Consider the following 25446-nt stretch of genomic DNA (forward strand, 5'->3'; position numbering starts at 1 on the left):
TTGACGTCGGCCCGCCCCGTGTCCGTCCCGTGTCCGACCGGCGTCCTGACGGCCTGTGAACACCTTGACACGCTCGAAGCGCCGTCGCTAGTTTCCTGGCCACCGATAGGAGCTATTTCTTTACAGGAAATGTGCGGGCCGCGCCCACGGCGGTGCCCGCCTGTCGAGTTGCGCGCAGCGTCAGCCCCCGACAACGGAAGAGGGACACACCATGGGCAACATCGGGCGGGAAGAGACCTCGGGAACGCACGACCGGGCCATCCCCCGGAAGTTCCTTGACCTGATGACGACCGGCTGGAGCAAGGACGAGGCCGACGTCGCCCCGGTCCCCCACGTCAAGCAGCTCACCCGGCGCCGGGCGCTGCTCTCCGCGGCCTTCCCGGGCGACACCCTGGTGATCCCCACGGGGAACATCCGCTCCCGCACCTTCGGCGCGCCGTACGAGTTCCGCGCGGGCAGCGACTTCCTCTGGCTGACCGGCGACCAGGAGCCCAACTCGGTGCTCGTACTGCACCCGACGGCCACCGGGCACGACGCGGTGCTGTACGCGCAGCCGCGTTCGGACGCTTCGACCAGCGCCCAGTACCTCGACCGGATGGACGGCGAGATCTGGCACGGCCGGCGCTACTCGCCGCGCGAGAAGTCCGTCCTCTTCGGGATCGAGACGCGCCCGCTGGGCGAACTGCCCCGGGTCCTCTCCTCCTTGGCGGCGTCGGACCGGCTGCGGGTGCTGCGCGGGTACGACACCGGCATCGACGGCGGCATGGAGCGCGGCGCGCTGCCCGTCACGCCCGACAACGAGGAGCGGGACGCGCTGCTCGCGAGCGTGCTGTCCGAACTGCGCCTGGAGAAGGACGAGTGGGAGATCGCGCAGCTCCAGGACGCGGTCGACGCCACCGTGCTCGGCTTCGAGGACGTCGCCCGGCGACTGCGGCCCGACGCCCCGACGTCCGAGCGGTACATCGAGGGCGTCTTCTCCTGGCGTGCGCGGGTCGCCGGCAACGGCGTCGGCTACAGCTCCATCGTCGGCGGCGGCCCCCACTCCACGATCCTGCACTGGACGCGCAACGACGCGGCGGTGGAGCCGGGACAGATCCTGCTCCTCGACATGGGCGTGGAGAACGTCCACTGCTACACGGCCGACGTGACGCGCGTCCTGCCGGTCTCCGGCACCTTCAGCCGGGCGCAGCGCGACGTGTACGACATCGTGTACGCGTCGCGGACCGCGGGCCTGGAGGCCATCGCGCCGGGCGTGGAGTTCGCCGAGGTCCAGAACGTCTGCAACCGGGTCCTCGCCGAGGGACTGCGCGGGCTCGGCCTGCTCAAGGGGAGCCTGGAGGAGGTGCTGGACCCGGAGACGATGGCGTACCGCAGGTGGTCGCTGCACGGCTTCGGGCACATGCTCGGCCTCGACGTCCACGACTGCGGGCACGCCCGGCCCGAGCACTACGGCAGCGGCAGGCTGCGCGAGAACCACGTGCTGACCATGGAGCCGGGCCTCTATCTCCAGCCCCACGACGAGCTGGTACCGGAGGAGCTGCGCGGCATCGGCGTACGCATCGAGGACGACGTCCTGGTCACCGCCGGCGGCTCCCGGCTGCTGACGGAGGCGCTGCCGACGGCGTCGCACGAGGTGGAGGCGTGGCTCGCCGCCCAGCGGGAGGCGGGTCCGCGGGAGCCGGGCGTCGACGGCGCCTGAGAGCGGGGAGGTCCGCACGGCCGACCGGAGCGCGCGGCGGGCGGGGTGAGGTGTGCCGGCGTCACGGGGGTGCGGCGGCACACCGCGCCCCGCCTTCCGCGCGCTTCCCGCACGGGAAGAGGCCGAGGCCCCGGTCCGCGGCGCCCCGCCTATTCTTGGCAGCACGGCAGGGCGGGAGCGGAACGACGATTCGGGGACGGCGCATGGACGAGCTCGTGGAACAGGTGGGCGGCAGGCTCCGCCGGCTGCGCCGCGCCCGCGGCATGACGCTCGCCGACCTCGCCGACCGCGCCAACCTCACCGGCGGCTACCTCGCCAACGTGGAGAACGGGGTCACCACCCCGAGCCTCAGCGCGCTGTCGACCCTCGCGGCCGTCCTGGGCACCGACATGTCGGCGTTCTTTCCCCCGGTGGCCCGCGAGACCGTGCACGTCCACCGGGCCGCCGACACCAACCACATGCGGGTGGTGACCGGCCTGAAGCGGACCTACACCGTCCTGTCCGCGCGCTCGGTCGCCCCCGCCTTCACGGGCCTGCTCGACCGGATCGAACCACCGGACACCACCGCGCCCTACTCCTGTTTCGGCGAAAGGCTCCTGCTCGTGCTGGAGGGGGAGATCGAGACCCGCATCGGGGCCACGGTCCTCCGGCTGGGCCCCGGTGAGACGCTGCACTACTCCTCCCACCCCGAGCACACGCTCACGGTCACCTCCGACGACCCCGCGGTGATCCTGTGGGCCGTCACCCCGGCGATCCTGTGAAGAGAGACGTGGACGACCAGAACACCCTCGCCGCCCGCGTCGGCGGACAGCTGCGCCGCATGCGCAAGGAGCGCGGGCTCACGCTCGCGGCGCTCTCCCAGGTCTGCGGCGTCTCCGTGTCGTACCTCTCCGCGGTCGAGAAGGGCGTCAACCACCCCTCGCTGCACACCCTGGCCGCCATCACCGAGGCCCTCGGCGTGACCATCCCGGAGGTGCTCGCCCAGGAGGGCCAGGAGACCCTCCGCCGCGCCAAGGTCCCCGACGGGCCGCGGGGCCTCACCGAGATCTCGCACCCCCTGCTCTCGCTGCGCGGCTGCGTCGTCTCCGCGCTCCCCGGCGACCACGGCGCCTGCCCGGTCGACCTCGACGACCGGGGCCTGTTCGTCTACGTCATCAGCGGCACCGTCGTCGTCCGCGTGGACTCCACCGACTACACGCTCGACGCGGGCGACGCCCTCGACGTGACGGAGCCGGGCGAGGTGTCGTGGCAGGCCGTCGAGGCGTCGAGGGTGACGTGGGTGTCGTGCCCGAGCCAGCGCGACTGACCCTCCCGCGCACATGACGGCCGGCATCGGAGCTCCTCACCGGCGTGGCGCAGCGCACGCGCCCGTCGCCGTCGCAGGGCCCTCCGCGGCCGCCGCCCGGGGGGCGGAGGCCACGAACGCCGCGACGTCGGCGACGACCGGGGGCCGCAGGAAGGTGTAGTGGTCGCCGCGCACCGCCGCGTGCCGGAACCGGCCGCGCGTCACCTCCGCCCAGCGCGGGGCCGAGCCGAGGTTCGGCGAGTCGTCCGGGATCAGCACCCGCAGCTCCGCGGCTACCGGGCCGCTCGGGCGGTAGGCGGTCAGGGCCTCGGCGTGCGCCCGGAACACGGCGAAGCGCCGCTCCAGTTCGTCGCGCACGACGGCGATCTGGTCCGCCGCGTCCTCTCCGTGGCCACCGGCGATGGCCGCCGCGAGCCACCCCAGCGGATCGGTGTCCGCGAGTCCGGCCGCCGGCATGCTCCAGCCGAGCGAATCCGACACGTCCTCGGTGAACCGGGCCGGCAGCGAACGTCCGCCGCCCGTGCCCGCGTACCCCAGGTCCGCCCGGCTCAGCGAGACCGGGGAGTCCAGGAGGGCGACGAACTCGACCTCCTCGCCCTCCGCCTCCAGCCTCCGGGCCATCTCGAAGGCCACGATGCCGCCCATCGACCAGCCGCCGAGCCGGTACGGACCCGGCTCCGACACGGCCCGCACCGCCTCGACGTAGCGGCCGACGATCTCCCCCAGCGTGTTGACCGGGGGATCGTCATCGCGGATGCCGAAGGCCTCGATGCCCGTCACCGCGTAGCTGTCCTCCAGGCACTTGGCGAGCGCCGCGTACGCGTGGACGGTCCCGCCGATGGCGTGGACGAGGAACAGCGGGGGCCGGTCGGCCGCGGACCCCAGGGGGATCAGACGGGCGGGCGGGAGCGGCTTCGTCGGGCTAGGCACCGGCCGCACCCCCCGCCCCGGCATGCCGGTCGACCATCCGCGCCAGGTCCGCGACGGTGGCGTGGTAGAAGAAGTCCCGGAACCTCACGTTGGCCGAGAAGAGCGAGCGCACCCGGGCCACCAGGTTCATCGCCAGCAGCGAGTGGCCGCCGAGTTCGAAGAAGTCGTCGTCGACCGAGACCTGTTCGACGCCCAGCACCTCGGCGAACATCGCGCACAGCGTCTCCTCCCGCGGCGTGCTCGGGCCCCGCCAGACCGACCCGCTGCTCTCCGGCACCGGCAGCGCCCCCCGGTCCACCTTGCCGCTGACCGTCACCGGCAGGGCGTCGAGGACCACGATGACCGACGGCACCATGTAGGCGGGCAGGCGTTCGCGCGTGTACGTCCGCAGGGCTCCCGCGTCCAGGGCCGCCGACGCGGACGGCACCGCGTCGGACGGCGCCACGTACGCCACCAGACGCTGGTCCCCCGGTACGTCCTCGCGCACCACGACCGCCGCGGATCCGACCCGCCGGTGGTCCAGCAGGGCGGACTCCACCTCGCCGGGCTCGATGCGGTGGCCGCGCACCTTCACCTGGTCGTCGCCCCGGCCCAGGAACACCAGCTGGCCGTCCGGCCGCCGCCGGACCAGGTCGCCCGTCCGGTACATGCGCTCGCCCGGCTCGCCGAACGGGCAGGCCGTGAACCGCTCCGCGGTCAGAGCCGGCCGGCCCAGGTACCCCCGGGCCAGCCCCGCGCCCGCCAGGTACAGCTCGCCGGTCACACCCACCGGGACGGGCTGGAGGCGCTCGTCCAGTACATAGGCGCGGGTGTTGTCCAAGGGCCTGCCGATGGGGACCGCCTCGGCGGTCTCCCCGGCCGGGGAGTCGACCCCGCCGAACCACGCCGTGGCGTACACGGTGGCCTCGGTGGGCCCGTACAGGTTGACCACCTCCGCCCCGGGCAGGGCGGCGCGCAGCCTGCGCACCACTCCGGACGTGAGTGCCTCGCCGGCCAGCGCCAGCGTCGCGGCCTCGACGTCCAGCTCCTCGCGCCCCGCCAGGGCGGCGAAGGCCGAGGGAACGCCACCGACGTGGGTGGCCGACCAGCCGGGGCGTTCGGCCAGCTCCAGCAGGTCGCGCACCACTTCGACGCGGCCTCCCCACAGCAGCGGGACGACGATCTCGAAGACCGACACGTCGAAGCTGAGCGAGGTCGCGGCCAGCACGTGCCGGAGGCGTCCGGCGCCGTACCCCTCGCCGGCCCACACGGCCAGGGCGCGGACCGCGCGGTGCGGGACGACGACGCCCTTGGGGCGGCCCGTCGACCCGGAGGTGTGGAGCACGTACGCCGGGTGGTCCGGAAGCAGCGGGCCGCGGCGCTCCGCATCGGTGAGCGGGGCGCCCGACAGCTCGGCACCGTCCCCGGCGGCCTCTTCGACCAGGACCCTCGGCAGTCCGGCGGCGGGTCCGGATCCCGGTGGGGCGCCGCCCGTCGTGAGCAGCAGCGCGGGACGCGCGTCCGCCAGGACGGTCTCCACCCGCCCGGCCGGCAGGTCGGGGTCGAGGGGCAGATAGCCGGCGCCCGCCTTGAGCACCGCCCAGACCGCCACGACCATCTCGGCGGAGCGCGGCACCGACACGGCCACCAGCGTCTCGGGCCCGGCCCCCTCCCGTACGAGCCGCCGCGCGAGCCGGTTCGACCAGGCGTCGAGCTCGGCGTAGGTCAGCCGGGTCTCCCCGCACACCAGCGCCGTGGCCTCCGGCGTACGCCGTACCTGCCGGTCGAACAGCTCGGGCAGCCCCTCCTGCGGCACCGGCCGCGCGGTGTCGTTCCACGCGTGCACGAGCCGGTGGTGCTCGGCCGGGTCCAGCAGCGGCGCGGCGCCGATCCGCAGCCCGGGGTCGGCGGCGAACGCCTCCAACAGCCGCACGAAGCGCGCGGAGACGGCCTGCGCGGTCTCCTCGTCGAAGAGGTCCGCGGCGAACACCCACCCGCCGTACAGTCCGGCCGGCTCCCGGTCGGGTCCGCGCGTCTCGGACATCCCGAGGCTCACGTCGAACTTCGCCACCTGCGCGGTGCCCTCCCACGGACGCACGTCCACGCCCGGGAAGTCCAGGGCACCCTCGTCGTTGTTCTGGAAGACCAGCAGCGTCTGGAAGAGGGGGTGCCGACCGGTGTGCCGGGCGGGGTTGAGCACCTCCACCAGGCGCTCGAAGGGAACGTCCTGGTGCGCGTAGGCGCTCAGGTCGGTACGCCGCACGCGGTCGAGCAGTTCGGTGAACGTCGGGTCGCCCGACGTGTCCGTGCGCAGGACCAGGGTGTTGACGAAGAACCCGATCAAGTCGTCGAGCGCGCTGTCGGTCCGCCCGGCCATCACCGAGCCCACGGGCACGTCGGTGCCCGCGCCCAACCGGGTCAGCAGGGCGGCGAGCGCCGCCTGGACCACCATGAACATCGTGGCCTGGCGGTCCCGGGCGAGCGCGTCGAGGCGTGCGTGCACCTCGGCGTCGAGCCGGAACTCGACGATCCGGCTGCCATGGCCGGGGACGGCGGGGCGCGGCCGGTCGGTCGGCAGCCGCAGCTCGTCGGGCAGCCCGGCGAGCTGGTCCCGCCAGTACGCCAGCTGCCTGCCGACCAGGCTGTCCGGATCGTCCTCGTCGCCGAGCAGCTCCCGCTGCCACAGGGTGTAGTCGGCGTACTGCACGGGCAGTTCGGGCCACGCCGGGGCCGCGCCCTCGCGGCGCGCCCCGTACGACTCGGACAGGTCACGCAGCAGCGGACCGGTCGACCAGCCGTCGCTCGCGATGTGGTGGACGAGGACGACGAGGACGTGCTCGGTCGGCGAGGTGGAGAACACCCAGCCGCGCACCGGGATCTCGGCGGCGAGGTCGAAGACGTACGAGGACGCGTGCGTGACCGCGTCCTCCAGCTCCTCCTCGGACACGTAGGACACCTCCAGGCGCACCTCGGCCACGCCCCGCGGCAGGATGTTCTGCACGGTCTCGCCGTCGGCGTCTCCCACCAGGGTCCGCAGGACCTCGTGCCGGTCCACCACGTCGGCGAGCGCGGCGTGGAGCGCGTCCGTGTCCAGGTCGCCGGAGAGCCGGAGGACCACCGGGATGTTGTAGGTGGCGCTCGGCCCTTCGAGCTGGTCGATGAACCACAGCCTGCGCTGGGCGTGGGACAGCGGGATCATGCGGTCTCCCCCTGGGCGTGGCGCAGCGCGCGCATCGAGTGGTGCAGGTCCGCCTCTTCGGTGATCTCGTCGAGGATGAGGGTCGTGACGCCGAGCGCCAGATAGCGCGCGAGCAGCTCGCCGACCTGGTCGTAGGTGCCGACGAGGTACGGGCAGAAGGTCTTGTACGCCCGGAACGGGTAGAGCCAGTAGGCGTCCTTGGGCGTGTGCGAGCGGAACGCGTCCTCGGAGAGGCTGAGGTGCCACTGCGACTCGACGGTCTCGGCGGCGATCTCGTGGACCTCCTCGCCCAGGGGGTCGGAGGGGAACCGCGCGTGGGCGACGGCCCAGGCCTCCTCGGCGGTGTCACGGGCGATGATGCCGAGGCGGATGCCGCTTCCGGCGAGCGGCTGCCCGTCCCCGTACGCGCCGATCTCGCGCGGGTAGGACAGCCGGGTGGCGCCGAGCCTCCGCTGGGCCGCGCGGCAGGCGTCCGAGGTGCCCGAGACGAACACCCCCGGCCGCAGGGCCGGTTCGAGCGGCGGTGTCACGGCCGCGCGGTCGAGCTGGAAGAACTCCCCGTCGTAGGTGACCGGGCGGCCACCGTCCAGGAGCCGCGAGACGACCTCCACGTACTCCGTGAGCCGGTCGTAGCGCCGGTCGTGGTCGAGGCCGCAGCCGAGCTCCCGCAGGTGCCGGTGGAACCCTCCGGTGACGTAGTTCAGGTCGACACCGCGCTCGTACAGGAACCCGATGCTGCTGATCATCCGGGCGACGCTGAACGGGTGCATGTACACCGGGTTGACGGCCACGAGCGGGACGAACCGCTCGGTGTTCTCGATGAGGAGCTGCGCGGCGGCCCACGGGTCGAGGAGCGTGTTGTCGCTGTAGACGAGCATGCCCCGGACGCCGGCCGCCTCGGCCCATTTGGCCTCCCGCGTCAGACGCTCACGGAATTCCCACGAGGAGCGATCGGTCGCCGACGGAAAGGTCGTGTATACGGTGACCACTGTTTCTGACTTCCCCATTTCACCAGCACGGAATGTTGTCAAAGCTCGATACGGAGGTGGGCGAGACCGCGGTAGGTGCGGTTCCGGCTCCACTTCACGGCGCCGACCCGGGCCGTCGGGAAGCGCTCGCAGAACAGGGCGAGGAGCATCGACGCCTCCATCCGGGCGAGCGTCGCGCCCATGCAGTAGTGCAGGGAGTGCCCGAAGGCGAGATGGCCCGGCCGCTCGGCCCCCGGCGCGTGGGCCGCCGGGCGGTCCGGTCGGGCCGCCGCGGCCGCGAAGGGGTCGGTCCCGTTCAGTGACACGAGGACGAGGTCACCGGCGGCGATGGGGCAGCCGCCCATCTCCACGTCCGTGACGGCGGTGCGCGCCACGTGGCCCAGCGGCGGGTACAGCTCCAGCACCCGCTCGATGAGGGACTCGGTCTCCGCCGCTCCGGCGGGGTCGCGGACCAGGCCGGACAGGTCGTTCTCCAGCACGTACCAGAGCGAGAGGCCGATCAGTGAGGCGGTCGTCTCCAGGCCTCCGAAGAGCACCATCGAGCAGGTGGCGAGGCGGTCCTGGTCGTCGCCCACGGCCAGGTTCCAGATGCCGTCCTCGTCGTCGACGCTCCGCAGCGCCCGGCCCATCTCGCGCAGCGCCCGCTGCGCGCGCACCGCGAAGTCCCTGCGGTACGAGGCGGCCAGGAAGTCGGCCAGGGCCGCGGCCCACTCGTGCAGCTGGTCCACGTGCACGTCACGGAGCCCCAGGAGGTGGGCCATGGTGCGCGCGGAGATCACGTTGGCCAGGCGGGTGACCGCGTCACCGGTGCCGTCCCGGGGGAACTCCTCGACGGCCTGGGCCACGATGGCGCGGATCTCCTCCTGGATCCTGCGCATCCTGCCCGGCGAGAACATGCGCTGGACGGCGCGCCGGCCGGTCAGGTGCGCCTCGCCGTCGAGCAGCACGAACCACCGTCCGATGACGTCGAGCAGCTCGCCGCACTCCTCGCGCATGTCGGCGGGGAGGTAGATGCCGTTCTCGGCGGTGCGTGACGAGAGCCCGGGATGCCCGAGGGCGGTCTGGGCGACATCGCGGTCGGCGATCACCCATGACCCGAGTTCCGCGTAGTAGCGCACGGGGGTTGTTCCGGTCTGCTGCATGGTCCTATCCCTCCGTGCCCACCGGGGCGTCCGGGTCCTCGGCGACCCGCGTCAGCAGCCGCACCAGGTCCGCTGCCAGCGCTTCGGCCGTGGCCCGGTCGAACTGGTCCGTCGCGTACTCGAGCACCCCGGCGACGCCCTGCGGGGATCCGTCGTCGCCCGGCACCTCGTCCAGGTAGAGGCCGAGGTCGAACTTGGCCACGGGCGTGGGCGCCAGCCCGGCGGTGCCCCGGAGCCCCGGGGCCCGGAGGGCGGCCGAACCGCGGCCGCCGAAGCCCAGGGCCACCTGGAACAGCGGGTGATGGGCCGCCGAGCGCTTCGGGTTCAGCGCCTCCACCAGCCGGTCGAAGGGGATCTCCTGGTGTGCGTACGCCTCCAGGTCCGTCACGCGCACCCGCTCCAGCAGCTCGCCGAACGTCGGGTTCCCCGAGGTGTCCGTCCGCAGGACCAGCATGTTCACGAAGAACCCGACCACGCCGTCGAGGGAGTCGTCGGAGCGGCCCGCGACCGGCGTGCCGATCGGTATGTCCTCACCGGCTCCGGAACGGGTCAGCACCAGCGCCAGCGCCGCCTGGAGGACCATGAAGAGGGTGGCGCCGCGCGCCTGGGCCAGCCGCGCCAGCCGCTCGTGCACCGCGGGGCCGATGACGACGTCCACGGCGGCGCCGTGGTGGCTCGCGACGGCCGGGCGCGGCCGGTCCGCCGGCAGGTCCAGGCGCTCCGGGAGTCCGTCGAGTGCGCGCCGCCAGTAGGCGACCTGCCGCGAGAGGAGGCTCGCGGGGTCCTTCTCCTCGCCCAGCGAGTCGCGCTGCCACAGGGTGTAGTCCGCGTACTGCACGGGCAGCGGCTCCCACCCGGGGGCCGCCCCCTCGAGCCGGGCGCGGTACGCCTCGGTGAGGTCCCGCATCAGGGGGCGAAGGGACCAGCCGTCGCCGGCGATGTGGTGCATGAGCAGCAGCAGGGCGTGCTCGGCGGGGTCGTCCCGGGCGGTGAACAGCCACGTCCGCAGGGGCGCCTCGGCGGTGATGTCGAAGACGTCCCGCGCCGCGTCGGCCACGGCCGCGTCCAGGCCGGCCCGCTCGCACGACACCCGGCGCAGCGCCGGCCGTGCCTCCTCGGGTGCCAGCACCTTCTGGTAGGGCACCCCGAGGTCTTCCGGGTACACGGTACGCAGGGACTCGTGGCGCTCCACCACGTCGCCGAGTGCCGCCTCCAGCGCCGCGGCGTCGACGCTGCCCGTCAGCCGTACGGTGAGGGGCATGTTGTACGTGGGGCTGGGCCCCTGGAGCAGCGACAGGTACCAGAGCCCCTCCTGGGTGGAGGACAGCGGGACCCGCTCCGGGCGGTCGGCCTTCACCGGCCCGGTGCCCGGCCGCGACGCCTCGCGCGCCCCGGCCGCCGCCTCGGCCAGGGCGCGGGCGACGCCGCGCACCGTCGGGGCGGTGAACATGGTGCGGATGTTCAGCTCCAGTCCGAGCACCGCCCGGATCCTGCTGATCAGCCGCATGGCGGTCAGGGAGTCGCCGTCGAGGCCGAAGAAGTCCTCGTCGACTCCGACCCGCGGGAGGTCGAGCACCTCGGCGAACAGGCCGCTCAGGACCTCTTCGAGAGGGCCCTCGACGACGGGGGCGCATACGGTGGGGGGCGACGAACTCACGAGAAACCCTTCGTTTCCGAGCCCAGCAGACGCGTGAGGCTCGAACGGAACCTGCCGACGCAGTCCGTTGCCTGTTCCGCGGTGAAGACGTCCGCCGAGACCTGGAGGACTCCGCGGATGTTCCCGACCGCCTTCCAACTGAACTCCCACTGCGCGGGGAAGATGGCCCACTTCGGGGTGACGGGCCGCAGCACGGTGCGCACCCCCGAGAGGCGCAGTCGCGGCGCCTCGTTGTCGGCGTTGACCACGTGCAGGAAGAGGGGGGCGGACCCGGGCCTGCGCCGCACGCCGGACGCCTTGAGCACCCGCGAGTACGGGACGTCCTTGTGGGCGAGTGCCCCGGTCATCGCCTCGGCGTGCACCCGGACCAGCTCGGCGCTCGACGCCCCTTCCCGCCATGTGCCGTGCACGGGCAGGGTGTTGAGCAGGGGGCCCATGGTCGACTGGAGCGCGTACGTGTCCCGCAGCGCGGCCGGCAGCCCGACCGTGGAGGTGCGCTCCGCGCCGCCGGCGTCGGGCACGGTGTCGGCGACGGCCACGCTGACCGCGGTCAGCAGCACGGCGGTCGGCGACACCCGTGCGGTGCGGGCCAGTTCGCGCACACCACGGGTTTCGGCGGCGCCGAGCCCCAGGTCCGTTTCGAGGAGGGTGCCCCGCTCGGCCGGGCCCGGCGGGTCCGTGCGCGGGTGGGACTGCGGCCGTACGCCCTCCAGCCGGGACCGCCACCAGGTGGAGTCCCAGCTCCGGCTCTGCTCTTCGGCCGCGTACGCGAAGAAGTCCGGCGCCGCCGGACCTGCCTCGGGTCCGGTGCCGCGGCGCAGGGCGCCGTAGGCGGAGCCGACCTCCTCCAGCAGCAGTGCGAGGGACCAGCTGTCACCGGCGACATGGTGCACGCAGAGGCCGAGGTAGTGGTGCTCCGGCGACACCGACACCAGCCTCGCCCGCACCGGGGCCTGCGTGCGCAGGTCCATGGGCTGTTCCCAGAGCCTGGACAGGGAGGCCGGGATCCCGCCCTCCGGACAGCGCTCGATGGCCGTGTCGAGCGGAGGGAGGGGCGCCGAGTCCGGCAGCGGCACGGCCCGGCCGTCCGCGTACGTGGAGCGGAGCACCGGATGCCGTCGGACGACGTGGTGCAGCGCCGCTTCGAGGGCCGCGGCGTCGACCGCCCCGCTGATCTCGAAGCACAGCGGCATGTTGTAGAGGGGCAGGCCCCCGATGGATTCGTGGGCGAGCATGGACTGCTGCATGTCCGACAGCTGTCCGTGGGCCCGCAGCGTGAGGGTCATCGCGTCACACGCCCGCCGGCCGGGTCGCCTCGGCGAGCCACGCCCCGAAGGTGGCGGCACGCAGGCAGCTCTCCGGCGCCATCCGGATGCCGGTCTCCTCGCGGACGCGGCCGCAGATGCGCAGCGCCATCAGGGAGTGCCCGCCGAGGGCGATGAAGTCGTCGTCGTCCGTGACCGCGTCGACCTTGAGGATCCGGCGCCAGATCTCGCGCAGCCGGTCCGCGGTGCCGGCCGTGCCCGCCGTGTCCGGCCCGGAGGAGCGGTGCGGCGCGGGAGGCTCGGGGAGGCCGTGCTTGGAGACCTTGCCGTTGGGCAGGCGGGGCAGCTCTTCCAGGAAGACGATCTGCTCGGGGCGCATGGCGGGCGGCAGGGCGTTCGTCAGGTAGGCCCGTACGGCGCGCGCGGTCAGCAGCGTCTCCGGCGCCTCGGCTATGGGCGTCTCGGTTACGGGGGCCGGGGTTACGGGGGCCGGGGTGGCGCGGTCCGCCCCCCGGGTCGCGTAGACGTAGGTGACGTCGGCGTCGGTCCCGACACACCAGTCGTCGACCTCGTTCACCTCGAAGCCCGCATCGGTCAGGAGGGAGGTGATCTCCTCTCCGACGACGCTGGCGCGCTCGACCTCCAGGCACACCTGGCGGACGCGGGACCAGTGCTCGGGGCGCACGCCGCGGAGGACTTCGAGCTCCGCCCCCTCGGTGTTGATCTTGAGGAGGTCCACACGGTCGATGCCCCGCTCGTCGAAGAGCGCCGACAGGGTGGTGGTCGCCACGGTGTGCGAGGTGGCCGCGAGCCGGTTCTCGGCGGACACGAGGAGGGAGGACAGCTCCTCCTCCGCCAGGTCGCCGTCGCCGATGACCGTGTTCCGGTAGTGCGAGCGGACCAGTCCGGCCGCGGCCCGCTCCCGGCCGGCTCCGAGCCCGGACAGGTAGGTGAGCTGCGGGAAGGAGGTCAGCTCCTCGCTTCCGACCCGGTCCGTCAGCGCCACCGGGACGACCTCGCCCGCCACGGCGTTCAGTTCGAGGTTGGAGCGGAGGAAGGGCAGGACGTCCGGATTGGGCTCCACCGAGAGCAGCCGGACCCCGTCGGCCTGCCGGTGTGCCCACAGGGAGAACAGCCCGATGTTCGCCCCGACGTCGACGACCACGGCGCCCTCGGTGAGGTGGACGCCGAAGCGGGAGTACTCGTCCTCCTCGAAGATCTGGCGGTGGAGGAAGAGCGCCTCGTCGGCGGAGGGCGCGGCGATGGCCAGGCCGCCGGGCAGCTGGATGCGCTGGAGCCCGTTGACCACGGGCGCATGGCTCCGCTTGGCGGCGACGTAGGCGACCAGGCGCACACCGCTGTCCTCGTCGGGCACGGCGACGACCGCCGCGTCCTGCACCATCGGATGGCGGCGCAGGGCGGCCCCGACCTCGCCGGGCTCCACCCGGATGCCCCGGACCTTCACCTGGTCGTCGATGCGCCCGCGGAACTCCAGGTACCCGGCGGGGGCACGGCGCACCAGGTCACCGGTGCGGTAGATCCGGCCGGCCGGACCGAACGGGTCGGGCAGGAAGCGTTCCCGGGTCTGCTCCGCGTCGCCCAGGTAGCCGGCCGAGACCGGGACGCCGCCGATCCACAGCTCACCCGTCTCCCCGTCGGCGACCGGGGTCATGTCGTCCGACAGCACGTGGAGCTCTGCTCCGGCGACCGCGCGGCCGATGGGCGCGATGGCGCCGTGGAACTCCTCGGAGGCGTCCCAGTACGTGACACTGACCGAGCACTCGGTGGGGCCGTACTGGTTGAACAGGTCGCACAGCGGCAGCGCCTTGCGGAAGCGGCCGACCAGGTCCATGTCCAGTGCCTCGCCGCCGCAGAAGACCCGGCGGAGACCGTCGCAGAACTCCAGTTCGTCCTCCTCCAGCACGTGCCGGAGCATCGACGGCACGAAGTGCGCCGTGGTGATGCCCGCGTCCTGGATGAGCCGGATCAGGCCGCGGCTGTCGAATTGCAGGCCCGGCGGGGCGATGACCAGCGTGCCGCCCGCGATGAGCGGCGAGAAGATCTCGTGCAGGGAGGCGTCGAAGGCGATCGAGGCCTTGTGCAGGACCCGGTCGGAGGCGGCGATGCCGTACCTCTCGTGGCCCCAGGCCAGGCGGTTGGTCAGGCCGCCGTGCTGGAGCACGACGCCCTTGGGCTTCCCGGTCGATCCGGAGGTGAAGAGGATGAGGGCCGGATCCTGCGCGGTCGTACCGGCGGGCCGGGACACGGAACCGGAACCGGGTACGGAACCGGGCACGGAACCGGCATCGGCGCCGGCACCGGCGTCGCCGCCGTCCGGCCCGCCGACATCCACCCAGCGGCCGGGCCGCAGCAGTTGGTCGCCGTGCCGGCTCGTGCCGTCGCACAGGATGACCCGAGGGTCGGCGGCGGTGATGATCTGGTCGATGCGCTCGGCCGGGTACTCCGGGTCGAGCGGCACACCGACCGCGCCCACGGTCAGGGCCGCCAGCAGGGAGGTCACATAGTCCGCCGACCGCGGGAAGTAGAGCCCCACGTGGTCGCCGGCCCCGACGCCGGACCGCGCCAGCAGTGCGGCGGTCTCGTCCACGCGGCGCCACAGGGCCCCGTAGCCCAGTTCACCGTCGGCGCTGACGATCGCCGGACGTTCGTCACCGAGCGTGCGCGAGGCCGCGAGCAGGTCCAGGAGATGCGAATGGCCCATGGCTCAGACCGCCTTCTGCGCGACGGCGACGATGGACAGGCGGGGCACCTCGGCCAGGAAGGAGCCGTTCGAGGCGCGGATCCGCGGAGCCGCGGGGAAGTCCCCGGCGCGGCCCAGCCCCGCCAGGTACTCGGTGTGGTCGAAGACCTCCTCCAGCAGGCTCCAGGCCTCCTGGACGCCGCCCAGCTCCTCGAAGTACCGGGAGACCCCGTACATGCCGCCGACGTAGGAGCACATGGCCTCGCGCGCGCCGTCCACGGAGTCGGCCCGTACGACCAGCGGGTCGTACACGTCGACGACCCGCGCCGGCGTGCCGGCCTCGGCGAAGAGCCGCACGAGCTCGCCGCGCGTGAAGTGCGGGTAGTCGTGCCCGCCGGGCGACCGGTGGTGGACCACCTGCGTGAAGAACCGGGCCATCGGGCTGGTCTCGTCGAAGTCGTGGAGGACGACGCGTCCGCCCGGCCGGACCGCCCTCAGGGCCTCGCTCACCGCGGCCGGGCGGTCCTGGCGTGCGATGTGGTGGGTGCCGTAGGCGAGGAGGACCGCGTCCACCGACTCCTCGCGCACGAAGAGGAAGTCGGCCGCCTGCCGCACGGCGGGCAGGCCCTGCGCCAGCGCCTCTTTGATCATTTCCCCGGAGATGTCCGAGGTCAGCAGGGTGATGCGCGAGGCGGTGCCGCCGCCCAGCTCGTCGGCTGCGCGGGCGAGCGTTCCGTCCCCGCCGAGGATGTCCAGCACCACGGCCGGTCCCGCCGGGGCACACAGCTCCAGCAGTTGCCGGGCGCCCGTCCAGCGGACCGACGCGTCCCTCTGCGCCGTACGGTACGAATCGCCGCGGCCCGTCTCGTCGGTGTCGAACTCCGTGGTCGTCCGCTCCAGGACCGACAGCGCGAGCTCGGCCCCCGGCCGCCCGAAGTCGACCACCGAGCGCAGGAGCGGGCTGTCGGCGACGACGTCCTTCCGGTACCCGTCGAGCGACAGGGACGGCAGATAGCGCACGGTCCTCAGGGACTCCCGCGGGTCCACGGGCTCCTGGGCGTCCGCCGGGTACGCCTCCTTGGCGGGGGCAATGGGCATCGCTGCGTTACCTTTCATTGAGGTCTGTGGTCCTGGTCCTGGCCTGGTGGGCTGCGGTGCCCCGAGCCGTTATCCCTCGGCCGGAGTGCGGCGGTGCCGCCGCGCGTTGGCCAGCACTTCGCGCAGCACCGCGCGGTAGAAGGTCCAGTAGCTGTGGTCGACGAACGCGGCGAACTCCTTCACCTCGTCGTGGCGTTCGCGCAACCGGTTGATCGGCACGGTCATCGCGGCGTGGTGCTCGACGTGCAGGTTGTTCCCGTTGGTCAGCCACGTGCTGAACCGGCTCCCGGTGATCGACCGGGTGTTGCGCAGCACGTCGGTGGTGTCGTTGTCGCACTTGATGTGCTCGGGCAGTTCGACGAGGAAGTGCATCGGAGTCGCCACGAGGAGCAGGGGCGCCACCCACAGCTCCAGCACGAGCACGCCCTGGCCCGCGACGGAGGCCACCACCGCGGCGACGGCCAGGACGGCCATCAGCCGGTACTCGGCCATGCTGTCGCGGCGGATCCGTTCGGAGACCTGGCCGTTGTCGTACTGCCAGGTGCCGCGCCAGCTGCGCCAGCTCTCGGCGGCCACCGTGCCCAGCCGCTGGTAGTCGAACAGGCCCCGGAGCATGACGGCCGGGGTCAGCGGCTGCCGGGTGTCGAAGCCGAAGAACTCGGTGTCCTGATCGGTGCCCAGGAAGCGGTGGTGCTGGAGATGCCGAATGCGGTAATGGCTGTACGAGACCAGCATGGGCAGGCCCAGTACGAGGCCCACCGTCCGGTGCAGGCCGACCTTCAGGAATGCGGAATGGTGAAGGCACTGGTGCTGGAGCTCCACCATGTGCGTATAGAGAATTCCCAGAATAAGGACGCCCGCGACGACACCGTAAGGATTCTGCGTCAGCACGAGGGCGCCGCCGGCCGCGCCCATCGCCGCGGCGATGCCGAGTTTGGCGACGAACGCACCCTGGTCGCGCGGGGTGACGCGGGAGCGCTCGAATATGCGCTGCGGTATCGCTGTCGTCACCTCGGTCACCCGGCCGACCGGGCCAGGCTCGCCGGCCGCAGGTCGGTCCAGTTCACCTCGACGTGGTCGAGGCAGCGCTGCCGGGATCCGGGCCCGAACACCGACTGCCAGCCGGCCGGTACGGAACGCGCCGCGGGCCACAGGGAGTGCTGGCCCTCGTCGTTCACCAGGACGAGGAAAACTCCCTCTTCGTCATCGAACGGATTCGGCATGCCATTCCCTTTCTCGCAACTACCTTGAATAGTTCAAGGCTAGGGAGAAAGCGCGCCCCCAAGAGGCACCTCAGGGGGTGGCTTGCAGGCAGTTGCAAGGCGCTTTCCGCTCTTCCGCCGAGGCGCACGTGGCCACGGCTGATCAGAACAGGCTGCACGCATTGCGGTCGAACTTCCCATTCGCATTGAGCGGCAGCGCGGGGCGGTGGACGAAACGCTTGGGCAGCATGTGGGAGGGCAGGTGCGCCCGCAGACGGGCGCGGATCTCCGCCGGCGGCACCTCCTCGCCGCTGTACACCGCGGTGAGCCGGTACTCCCCCGAGGCCCCCGGGGCGGCGACGACCACGACGTCCCCCAGTCCGCCCCAGGTACGGACGGCCGACTCGACGTCCCCCAGCTCCAGCCGTTGCCCCATGATCTTGACCTGCTGGTCGAGCCGTCCGAGGTGGACGAGTTGCCCGTCCTCGACCGCCACCCGGTCCCCGGTGCGGTACCAGGCGTCCGGGCTGGGCGCCTCCGGCTCCCGGCCGGGACCGGGCTCGGCGAAGCGGCCCCGGTTGTCCGCCGGGTCGAGGTAGCCGGCGAACCGCTGAGGTCCCCGTACCTGGAGCTCGCCCGTGCCCGGGTCGATCCGGTGGTCGAGATGCCCGTAGACGGTGCCTATGGGCACCGTCCCGTTGGACGTGGCCGGCCAGTCGTCCGGGTCGCCCGGCAGTTCGTACGCCGTCACGGTCACGGAGAGCTCCGTGGGCCCGTACAGGTTCTCGACCGTGCTGCCCGGTGCCGCCTCCCGCCAGGCCCGCGCCTGGTCCAGGGTCAGCTGCTCACCGGCGAACAGGCTCCGCCGCAGCGAGGGCATGCTGCCCGCCGTCAGGGAGCCGCCCATCCGGACGAGCGAGATGAGCGACGGCACGGAGTACCAGTGGGTGAGCGCGTTGTCGGCCACGAAGGAGACCGGGTCGAGGAGCTCCTCGCGGGTGGGCACCACGAGCGCGGCGCCGCCGCCCCAGGCGACGAACATGTCGAACACCGACGGGTCGAAGGTGAGGCCGAAGGTCTGCGAGAGCCGGCAGCCGGGCCCCACGTCGTAGCGGGCGATGTGATGGCGGAGGAAGGCGTCGAGATTGCGGTGGCGGATCGGCACGCCCTTGGGCACGCCGGTGGATCCCGAGGTGAACAGGATGTAGGCGATGTCGTCGGGGTCGCCCGGCTCTCCCGCGGGGGCGTGCGCCGGGCCGCCTTCCCGCACGGCCCGCGCCACGTCGTCGGCGCCGACGTGGACGACGGGGACGCCGGTCCCGTCGGCGAACGAGGCGTCCTGTCCGGTGTCGGCCAGGACGACGTCCAGACCGGCGAGTTCGAGGATCCGCCGGTTGCGCTCGGCCGGATAGGCCTCGTTGAGCGGCACGACCGTACCGCCCGCCAGCAGCGTGCCGAGATAGCCCGCGTACGCCGCCACGCTGCGCGAGGCCAGCAGCCCGACGCGGCCCGCCCGGGGGGCCGCCGCCGACACACGGCCGGCGACGTCCCGGGAGACCGCCTCCAGTTCGGCGTAGGTGAGGCTCCGCCCGGCGATGGTCAGTGCGGGTGCGTCGGGCACCCGCCGGACGCTGTCGGTGAACCAGGCGTGCAGTGTCTTGGTGCTCACGGGGATGAGGCCCCTTCCGCGGGCATGTCCCGCATCGTCCGCAGCGGTGAGAAAACGACGAAGAGCGCGGCGCTCCAGGTGCCCAGCACACAGATCCACAGCGCGGTGCGCAGGCCCAGCGCACTCCCGAGGGTTCCGCCGAACAGCGCCCCGATCGGGATGACGCCGAGGCAGATCCACATGAAGGCCGCGTTGACCCGCCCGAGCAGGTGGGACGGAGTGATCTGCTGCTGGTAGGAGGTCGCCGCGATGTTGTAGAGGCCCACGTTGGCGGAGAACGCGGCGAGGCCGAAGCCGTACAGCAGCAGCCCCCAGCCCGGCCGGGCCAGGGGCATGAGCGCGTACAGCGGGCCCGGTACCGCCATGGCGACCCAGATGATGCGGGCCGTGCCGATCCGGCGGGAGAGCCGGCCCGCCACGGCGCCCACGGCCAGCCCGCCGACGGCGCTCACGCTGAAGACGAGACCGACCGCCGTCGACGAGGCGTGGAGCTCGCGTACGAGGAACGTGACCTCGATGGAGCTCTTGGCGATGACGAAGAAGTTGGAGGTGGCCGTGCAGGCCAGGATGGCGAGCAGGATCGGGCGGCTGCGGACGAAGGCGAGGCCCTCCCTCATCTCGGCCCGCAGCCGCACCTTCTCCCCGCCGCCGTCGGCCGGCTCCGCGGCCGGCGGCTTGGGCGCCTCCCTGAGCAGGAAGAGCGTCACGGCACTGACGAGGAAGGCCACCCCGTTGGCGAGGAAGGTCCGCGCGGTGCCGACGAGACCGATCAGCAGACCGCTGAGGGTCGGCCCGATCAGCTCGGCGAACTCCTGACTCATCACGATCTTCGCGTTGGCGTCGACCAACTGCCCCGGTCCGGCCAGCCTCGGCAGCATGCTCTTGTACGCCACGTTGAACAGCACGGTGAACACACCGCTGACGCCGACGACCAGGTACAGGTACCAGAGCCTCAGCTCCCAGACGAAGGCGGCCAGCGGCAGCGACAGCATCAGCGCCATGCGCACCAGGTCGCACACGATCATCAGCTTCCGCTGGTCGACCCGGTCGGCGACGATCCCGGCGGGGAGCGAGAAGAGCAGGTACGGCAGCCAGCCGAGGAAGGACAGCAGGGATATCTGGAAGACGGAGGCGTTCAGCGTGGTGGCCGCCAGCAGCGGCACCGCGACGCCGGAGATCCGCGCGCCCAGCTCGCCGACGGTCTGGCCGCCCCAGAGCAGGAGGAAGTTCCTGCTGCGCCACAACGGGACGGCGGGCGCGGCCGGGTCGGCGGCGGTCACGGACGCCGTTCCTCGCGTGCTCATGCGGGGAGCAGCTGGACGCGCAGGTGCTTGAACCCGCTGATGACCGTGGACGCGAGCCGCGCCGGCGGCTCGATCATGGTGGCGGAGCCCACCCGCTCGCACAGTTCGTCGAGGAACAGGCGCAGCTCCATGGTGGCCAGGGACGCCCCCAGGCAGTAGTGCGGACCGGATCCCAGCGCCAGGTGCGGGTTGTGGGTCCGGCCGATGTCGAAGCGGTCGGGGTCCGCGAACACGCGCTCGTCCCGGTTGGCGGAGAAGTGCCAGATCGCCACGTCGTCGCCGGCCTTGATCCGCCGGCCGTGCAGTTCCACGTCGCGCTCGGCCCGTCGCAGCACGTGCTGGCTCGGCGACACGTACCGCAGGACCTCCCCGACCGCGGTGTTCAGCAGGCCGCGGTCCTCGCGGAGCCGCTGCCACTGCTCGGGGTGCTCGATGAAGGCGATCAGCGCGCCGACGGAGCCGTGCCGGGTGGTCTCGTTGCCCCCGAGCAGCAGCAGGTCGAAGAAGAGCATGGCGTCCTCCTCGTCCAGCAGCCCCTCGTCCTGCGCCTCCACCAGGGAGGTCACGATGTCCTCGCGCGGCGAGACCCGGCGCTGGCTCATGAGGTCCTGGCAGTACAGGAGCAGCTGCGCATGGGCCATGGCGGCACTGGCGCGGGCGCTCGGCGAGGTCTGCAGGTCCTGGTCGGCGGATCCGAACGCGGCCGTGGTCAGGCGGAGCAGCAGCGCCCAGTCCTCCCGCGGTACGCCGAGCAGCGCGGCGATCGAGGCGACCGGCAGCAGCGCGACGGTGTCGACGAAGTCGACCTCGCCCTGCTCCAGGGCCTCGTCGAGCGACTGCCGGATCACCGAGCGGATGTACGGCTCCAGCGCGGCGACCGCGCGCGGCGTGAAGGCGCGGTTGACCACCCGCCGCAGCTCGGTGTGGCGGGGGCCGTCGGTGTGGGTGAGCATCCGGCCCGAACCCTCGTCCCCGGTCCAGCGCTGCGCGCCCAGCGTGTTGGTGCCGGCCGAGCTGAAGGTGGCTCCGTCCTTCTGCACCGCGAGGCAGTCCTCGTACCGCGTGACGGACCAGAAGCCGGGCTCGGACCGCTCGGGGTTCCAGTGCAGCGGTGCGTGGTCGCGCAGGAGCCGGAACACCCGGTGGTGCCCCGGGTCCGCGAAGAGCTGCGGATCGGCGAGGTCGATCTGGTCGAGCACCGCCTTGGCGGAGAGGGTCAACGTCACAGGGGCCCCTTGTGAGGAAACGGGTGTACGGATCGTGGCAGGGCCGCGTTCAGCCGGCCATCATCTTCTGGATCTCGGTCATGAGCATGGTCAGGGCCGCGCGCTCGGGCACGGTGGTGTCGGGGTGCCACAGGTCGGCGAGCAGGCAGGTCCGGGTGCGGTCCCCGTGGTTCCACGCCTCGTGCTCGAAGGAGTAGTCGAAGAGCAGGGTCCTGCCCTCCTCCCATGTCCGGGTCTCCTCGGCCACCCTGATGCCCGCGCCCTCGGGGATGTCGATGGCGAGGTGCAGGTTGATGCTGAAGTTCCACAGGTCGCAGTGCGGCTTGATGGCGCCGCCGGGCAGCAGCGTCGAGAAGTGCGATTCCAGCAGCGGGCAGATCACGCCCGTGTCGACCGCGTTCTCCTTGAGCACCTGGTACGCCGTCGGGGCCAGCGGCTCGGACTCCGCCACCAGCGCGCCGTCGCGGTAGAGGTACAGGGCCTGCCAGTTCCGCTGGCGGACCAGGTAGTGCTCGTAGTCCGAGAAGCTCGCCCGGCGCTGCGCCCAGGCGTACTCCTGTTCCGCCTTGATCCGTGCGTGGTTCTCCTCCAGTGCCGTGACCAGGGGCAGCAGCTCCGGGTACGCGTACGGGTCGTGCCACGGCTGCTGCGGGATCCCGGGCAGCACCCACTTGGCCGCCTGCTGGAGGGGATGGCGCAGGTCGCTGCGGCGACGCGGCTCCAGCATCTCCTCGACCCGGTCGAGCGAGTCCCTCCCGTACTGCGCCTTGAGGGCCTCGAAATGGTCGTCGATCTCCGGTGTCACTGCTCTCTCCTGTCTGAACTGACGTGGACCGCGCGCACGGTGGGCGGGCGCCGCCGCGCGGCACCCGCCCTGCGACCGTCGGCGTCACACCGCGCGGCGTACCAGCTTGGGGCGCTCCACCGCGGCGGCCGGCTCCTGCTCCAGGCTCGCCACCACGCCGGCGACGGTGGGGTTGTCGAAGAGCTTCATCAGGTTGGCCTCGGCACCGAGGACGGTCCGGATCCGGTTGACCAGGCGGGTCGCGAGCAGGGAGTGCCCGCCCAGCTCGAAGAAGTTGTCGTCCAGGGACACCGACTCCATCTTCAGGATCTCGGCGAACAGCCCGGCGACGGCCCTCTCCCGCTCGGTGACCGGGGCCCGGCCCGCCGACAGCGATCCGTAGTCCGGAACCGGCAGGGCGCGCTTGTCGAGCTTGGCGTTGCGGTTCAGCGGCAGTGCGTCCAGGGGGACGAAGGCGGCGGGCAGCATGTAGTCCGGCAGCACCAGGGCCAGTTCGGCGCGCAGCGCCGCCACGTCCACCGTGCGGCCCTTCTCCGGGACGACGTACGCCACCAGGCGCTTGTCACCCGGGACGTCCTCGCGGACGATCACCGCGGACTCGGCCACCGCGGCGTGCGCGTCGACGGCCGTCTGGATCTCGCCCAGCTCGATGCGGAAACCACGCAGCTTGATCTGGTCGTCGGCGCGTCCGGCGAAGCGCAGGAAGCCGTCCGTCGTCCAGCGGGCCAGATCACCGCTGCGGTACATGCGCTCGCCCGGCGCGCCGTACGGGTCGGCGACGAACCGCTCGGCGGTCAGCGCGGCACGTCCCAGGTAGCCGCGGCCGAGGTTCGCGCCGGCGAGGTACAGCTCGCCCAGTACGCCCGGCGGCACCGGGTTGAGCCGCTCGTCCAGCACGTGCACCCGGGTGTTGTGGACGGGGCGGCCGATGGTGGCGGTCTCGTGCTCGGGCAGCGCGCAGCCGGACGCCTCGACGCAGAACTCGCTCGGGCCGTAGTAGTTGAAGACGGTCGTCCGCGGTGCGGCGGTGCGCAGCTCGCTCCACAGCGTCTCGCCGACGGCCTCACCGCCGAGCATCAGTGTCCGCAGCGGGGTGTCGCCGTCCAGCAGGCCCTCCGCGAGCAGCTGCTGCACGTAGCTCGGGGTGACATCGATCTGGGCGACCCCGTGGCGGACGATGTAGTCGACCATGCGGGCGGGGTCGCGGCGGGTCAGCTCGTCCAGCAGGTGCAGCTCATGGCCGGCGATCATGGCCAGCACGCCCTCCCAGGACGTGTCGAAGGCCAGCGACGCCGACAGGCACACCTTCCTGCGGTCCCCGGGGCCCGTGGGCCGCGGGAACGTGACGCCGGTGTGGAAGTGCCACAGATTGGTCAGGGCGCGGTGGAGCACCGTCACGCCCTTGGGGCGGCCGGTGGACCCGGAGGTGTAGATGACGTACGCCGCGTGGTCGAGGCCGAGCGGAACGGGCCGGTCGGCGTCGGTCGGGTCGTGCTCCGGCCGGTCCTGCTGCCGGTGCTCGGTGACCAGGGCGGGCAGCTCCACGGTGGCGCGCAGGCCGGCCGCGATGTCCTCGGTGGTGACGAGCACGGCGGGGCGGGCGTCGGCGAGGACCGTACGCATGCGCTCGGCCGGACTCTGCGGGTCGATCGGGGTGTAGACGCCGCCCGCCTTGCCGACCGCGAGCCAGGCGACGATCGCCTCCGCGGTCCGCGGCAGCGCGACGGCCACCACGTCGTCGGCCGCGACGCCGAGGTCCAGCAGGTGGTGGGCGAAGCGGTTGACCCAGCGGTTGAGTTCGGCGTACGTGAGCCGGGTGTCGCCGGCCACCAGGGCGAGCGCGTCGGGCGTGGCGGCCGCCTGCTCCTCGAAGATCGTGCCGACGGTCTTGTCCGGCAGTTCCGAGGCGGTCTCGGTCCACCGCCGCAGCAGATCGCGCTCGCCCGGGGTGAGGATGTCGACGGTGGCGAGGTCGCCGTCCGGGTCGTCGGCCAGCTGCCCGAGGAAGCGGACGAACCGCTCCACGAGCGCGGCCGCCGTGTCCCCGTCGAACAGGTCCGTCGCGTACTCGAGGGTGCCGTCGATCCCCAGCGGGGTGCCGTCCGCGTCCTTCCGCTCCACGAGGACGAAGGACAGGTCGAACTTCGACAGCGCCATCTTGAACAGTTCCACCCGGGTGTCCACACCGGGCAGGGCCAACGCCAGCGAACCGCCGTGCAGTTCGAGACCGACCTGGAAGAGGGGGTGCCGGGAGCGGGTGCGGACCGGGTTGAGCTCCTCCACGATCCGCTCGAAGGGCAGGTCCTGGTGGGCGTAGGCCTCCAGGCTGGACTCCCGTACCCGCTCGACCAGTTCCCGGAACGTCGGCCGGCCGGACACGTCGGTGCGCAGCACCTGGGTGTTGATGAAGAGGCCGACGAGGTCGTCGAGCGCATTGTCGGTGCGGCCGGCGATGGCCGTGCCGAGCGGGATGTCCGTGCCCGCGCCGAGGCGGGACAGCAGGGCCGCGACCGCGGACTGCGCCACCATGAACAGGGTGCTGCGGGTCTGCCGGGCGATGTCCGCGAGCCCGGCGTGCGTCTCCGGGGCGATCCGGAAGCCGATCTCCTCGCCCCGGTAGCTCGCGGCCGCCGGGCGCGGCCGGTCCAGGGGCAGGTCCAGCTCGTCCGGGAGTCCCTCCAGGGTGTCGCGCCAGTACTGGAGCTGCCGGCGGACCTGGCTCTGCGGGTCGTCCTCGTCGCCCAGCAGCTCACGCTGCCACAGGGTGTAGTCGGAGTACCGCACCGGCAGCGGCTCCCACACCGGAGCGCGGCCCTCGGTCCGCGCGGCGTACGCCTCGCCGAGGTCACGCAGCAGCGGGGTCATCGACCATCCGTCGCAGACGATGTGGTGCAGGACCAGCGCCAGGACCTGCTCGTCCTCGGCGATCCGCAGCAGGTGCGCCCGGACCGGCGGGACGGCACCGTCCAGGTCGAACGGCCGCTCCGCCAGCTCGCGCAGCACGGTGTCGGCCTTCTCCCGGTCGACGTCCCGCCGCTCCAGCACCAGCCCGTACTCGGCGGCGGGCAGGACGCGCTGGTACGGCTCGCCGTCCGCTTCTCCGAACACGGTCCGCAGGCTCTCGTGCCGTCCGCCGACATCGGTGAGTGCCGCCTCCAGGGCGGCCACGTCCGGCGCCCCGGTCATCCGGATCACCACCGGGACGTTGTACGTCGGGCTCGGCCCCTCGAGCCGGTTGAAGAACCACAACCGCTGCTGCGCAAACGACAACGGGA

Annotated in this window: 18 protein-coding genes; 3 read left to right on the plus strand and 15 right to left on the minus strand. The window is 72.6% G+C overall.

Annotation, left to right across the window (positions count from 1 at the left end):
- Positions 1-211 precede the first annotated feature (211 nt).
- The 3 genes from ACZ42X_RS23650 to ACZ42X_RS23660 all read left to right on the plus strand — a co-directional run bounded on the left by ACZ42X_RS23650 (position 212) and on the right by ACZ42X_RS23660 (position 3005).
- Entirely contained in the window at positions 212-1699 is a 1488-nt protein-coding gene (locus ACZ42X_RS23650) for an aminopeptidase P family protein (protein WP_468293506.1), read from the plus strand.
- A gap of 203 nt (positions 1700-1902) precedes the next feature.
- Entirely contained in the window at positions 1903-2460 is a 558-nt protein-coding gene (locus tag ACZ42X_RS23655) for a helix-turn-helix domain-containing protein (RefSeq protein WP_361417903.1), read from the plus strand.
- An 8-nt stretch (positions 2461-2468) separates the two neighbouring features.
- Entirely contained in the window at positions 2469-3005 is a 537-nt protein-coding gene (locus ACZ42X_RS23660; protein ID WP_468293511.1) for a helix-turn-helix domain-containing protein, read from the plus strand.
- A 36-nt stretch (positions 3006-3041) separates the two neighbouring features.
- Here ACZ42X_RS23660 and ACZ42X_RS23665 read toward each other — a convergent pair whose 3' ends face one another.
- From ACZ42X_RS23665 to ACZ42X_RS23735, 15 genes are all read right to left on the minus strand, one after another.
- On the minus strand, positions 3042-3935 hold the full coding sequence (locus ACZ42X_RS23665) for a thioesterase domain-containing protein (protein WP_468293514.1): 894 nt from the start codon (positions 3933-3935) through the stop codon (positions 3042-3044).
- Positions 3928-7113: a non-ribosomal peptide synthetase gene (locus ACZ42X_RS23670; protein ID WP_468293517.1), complete on the minus strand. Its 3186-nt coding sequence runs from the start codon at positions 7111-7113 to the stop codon at positions 3928-3930. Before ACZ42X_RS23670 ends, ACZ42X_RS23665 begins: the two co-directional genes overlap by 8 nt.
- Positions 7110-8120 carry an LLM class flavin-dependent oxidoreductase gene (locus tag ACZ42X_RS23675; RefSeq protein WP_468293520.1) on the minus strand — a complete coding sequence of 337 codons (1011 nt, stop codon included), beginning with the start codon at positions 8118-8120 and terminating at the stop codon, positions 7110-7112. Before ACZ42X_RS23675 ends, ACZ42X_RS23670 begins: the two co-directional genes overlap by 4 nt.
- 20 nt (positions 8121-8140) lie before the next feature.
- Positions 8141-9244: a cytochrome P450 gene (locus tag ACZ42X_RS23680; RefSeq protein ID WP_468293523.1), complete on the minus strand. Its 1104-nt coding sequence runs from the start codon at positions 9242-9244 to the stop codon at positions 8141-8143.
- Positions 9245-9248: 4 nt separating this feature from the next.
- Positions 9249-10901 carry a condensation domain-containing protein gene (locus tag ACZ42X_RS23685; RefSeq protein ID WP_468293525.1) on the minus strand — a complete coding sequence of 551 codons (1653 nt, stop codon included), beginning with the start codon at positions 10899-10901 and terminating at the stop codon, positions 9249-9251.
- Positions 10898-12187 carry a condensation domain-containing protein gene (locus ACZ42X_RS23690; RefSeq protein ID WP_468293528.1) on the minus strand — a complete coding sequence of 430 codons (1290 nt, stop codon included), beginning with the start codon at positions 12185-12187 and terminating at the stop codon, positions 10898-10900. The genes ACZ42X_RS23685 and ACZ42X_RS23690 overlap by 4 nt, the downstream gene beginning before the upstream one ends.
- A 4-nt stretch (positions 12188-12191) precedes the next feature.
- Positions 12192-14888, minus strand: a complete 2697-nt coding sequence (locus tag ACZ42X_RS23695) for an amino acid adenylation domain-containing protein (RefSeq protein WP_468293531.1) — start codon at positions 14886-14888, stop codon at positions 12192-12194.
- Between the two features lie 3 nt (positions 14889-14891).
- Positions 14892-15965 (minus strand): class I SAM-dependent methyltransferase, encoded by a 1074-nt coding sequence (locus tag ACZ42X_RS23700; RefSeq protein ID WP_468293534.1) that lies wholly within the window; start codon positions 15963-15965, stop codon positions 14892-14894.
- A gap of 69 nt (positions 15966-16034) precedes the next feature.
- The gene (locus ACZ42X_RS23705) at positions 16035-16976 is read right to left on the minus strand and encodes a fatty acid desaturase family protein (protein ID WP_468293537.1); all 942 of its coding nucleotides are present in this window, start codon (positions 16974-16976) and stop codon (positions 16035-16037) included.
- 5 nt (positions 16977-16981) lie between these two features.
- Positions 16982-17188 carry an MbtH family protein gene (locus ACZ42X_RS23710; protein ID WP_468293540.1) on the minus strand — a complete coding sequence of 69 codons (207 nt, stop codon included), beginning with the start codon at positions 17186-17188 and terminating at the stop codon, positions 16982-16984.
- A 142-nt stretch (positions 17189-17330) separates the two neighbouring features.
- The gene (locus tag ACZ42X_RS23715) at positions 17331-18836 is read right to left on the minus strand and encodes an AMP-binding protein (protein WP_468293543.1); all 1506 of its coding nucleotides are present in this window, start codon (positions 18834-18836) and stop codon (positions 17331-17333) included.
- A complete protein-coding gene (locus tag ACZ42X_RS23720) occupies positions 18833-20140 on the minus strand; it encodes an MFS transporter (protein ID WP_468293545.1) in 1308 nt (435 codons plus the stop codon). Before ACZ42X_RS23720 ends, ACZ42X_RS23715 begins: the two co-directional genes overlap by 4 nt.
- A complete protein-coding gene (locus ACZ42X_RS23725) occupies positions 20137-21366 on the minus strand; it encodes a cytochrome P450 (protein ID WP_468293549.1) in 1230 nt (409 codons plus the stop codon). Before ACZ42X_RS23725 ends, ACZ42X_RS23720 begins: the two co-directional genes overlap by 4 nt.
- 49 nt (positions 21367-21415) lie before the next feature.
- Positions 21416-22171, minus strand: coding sequence for an aspartyl/asparaginyl beta-hydroxylase domain-containing protein (locus tag ACZ42X_RS23730; RefSeq protein ID WP_468293552.1), 756 nt, complete (start codon positions 22169-22171; stop codon positions 21416-21418).
- Between the two features lie 84 nt (positions 22172-22255).
- A complete protein-coding gene (locus ACZ42X_RS23735; protein ID WP_468293556.1) occupies positions 22256-25441 on the minus strand; it encodes a non-ribosomal peptide synthetase in 3186 nt (1061 codons plus the stop codon).
- Between the last annotated feature and the right edge of the window lie 5 nt (positions 25442-25446).

The sequence above is a fragment of the Streptomyces sp. NPDC030862 genome, assembly GCF_055571835.1.

Coding starts and splice junctions, on each gene's coding strand:
- ACZ42X_RS23650 (WP_468293506.1), top strand. CDS start 212: ATGGGCAACATCGGGCGGGAAGAGACCTCGGGAACGCACGACCGGGCC.
- ACZ42X_RS23655 (WP_361417903.1), top strand. CDS start 1,903: ATGGACGAGCTCGTGGAACAGGTGGGCGGCAGGCTCCGCCGGCTGCGC.
- ACZ42X_RS23670 (WP_468293517.1), bottom strand. CDS start 7,113: ATGATCCCGCTGTCCCACGCCCAGCGCAGGCTGTGGTTCATCGACCAG.
- ACZ42X_RS23675 (WP_468293520.1), bottom strand. CDS start 8,120: ATGGGGAAGTCAGAAACAGTGGTCACCGTATACACGACCTTTCCGTCG.
- ACZ42X_RS23680 (WP_468293523.1), bottom strand. CDS start 9,244: ATGCAGCAGACCGGAACAACCCCCGTGCGCTACTACGCGGAACTCGGG.
- ACZ42X_RS23690 (WP_468293528.1), bottom strand. CDS start 12,187: ATGACCCTCACGCTGCGGGCCCACGGACAGCTGTCGGACATGCAGCAG.
- ACZ42X_RS23695 (WP_468293531.1), bottom strand. CDS start 14,888: ATGGGCCATTCGCATCTCCTGGACCTGCTCGCGGCCTCGCGCACGCTC.
- ACZ42X_RS23700 (WP_468293534.1), bottom strand. CDS start 15,965: ATGCCCATTGCCCCCGCCAAGGAGGCGTACCCGGCGGACGCCCAGGAG.
- ACZ42X_RS23710 (WP_468293540.1), bottom strand. CDS start 17,188: ATGCCGAATCCGTTCGATGACGAAGAGGGAGTTTTCCTCGTCCTGGTG.
- ACZ42X_RS23720 (WP_468293545.1), bottom strand. CDS start 20,140: ATGAGCACGCGAGGAACGGCGTCCGTGACCGCCGCCGACCCGGCCGCG.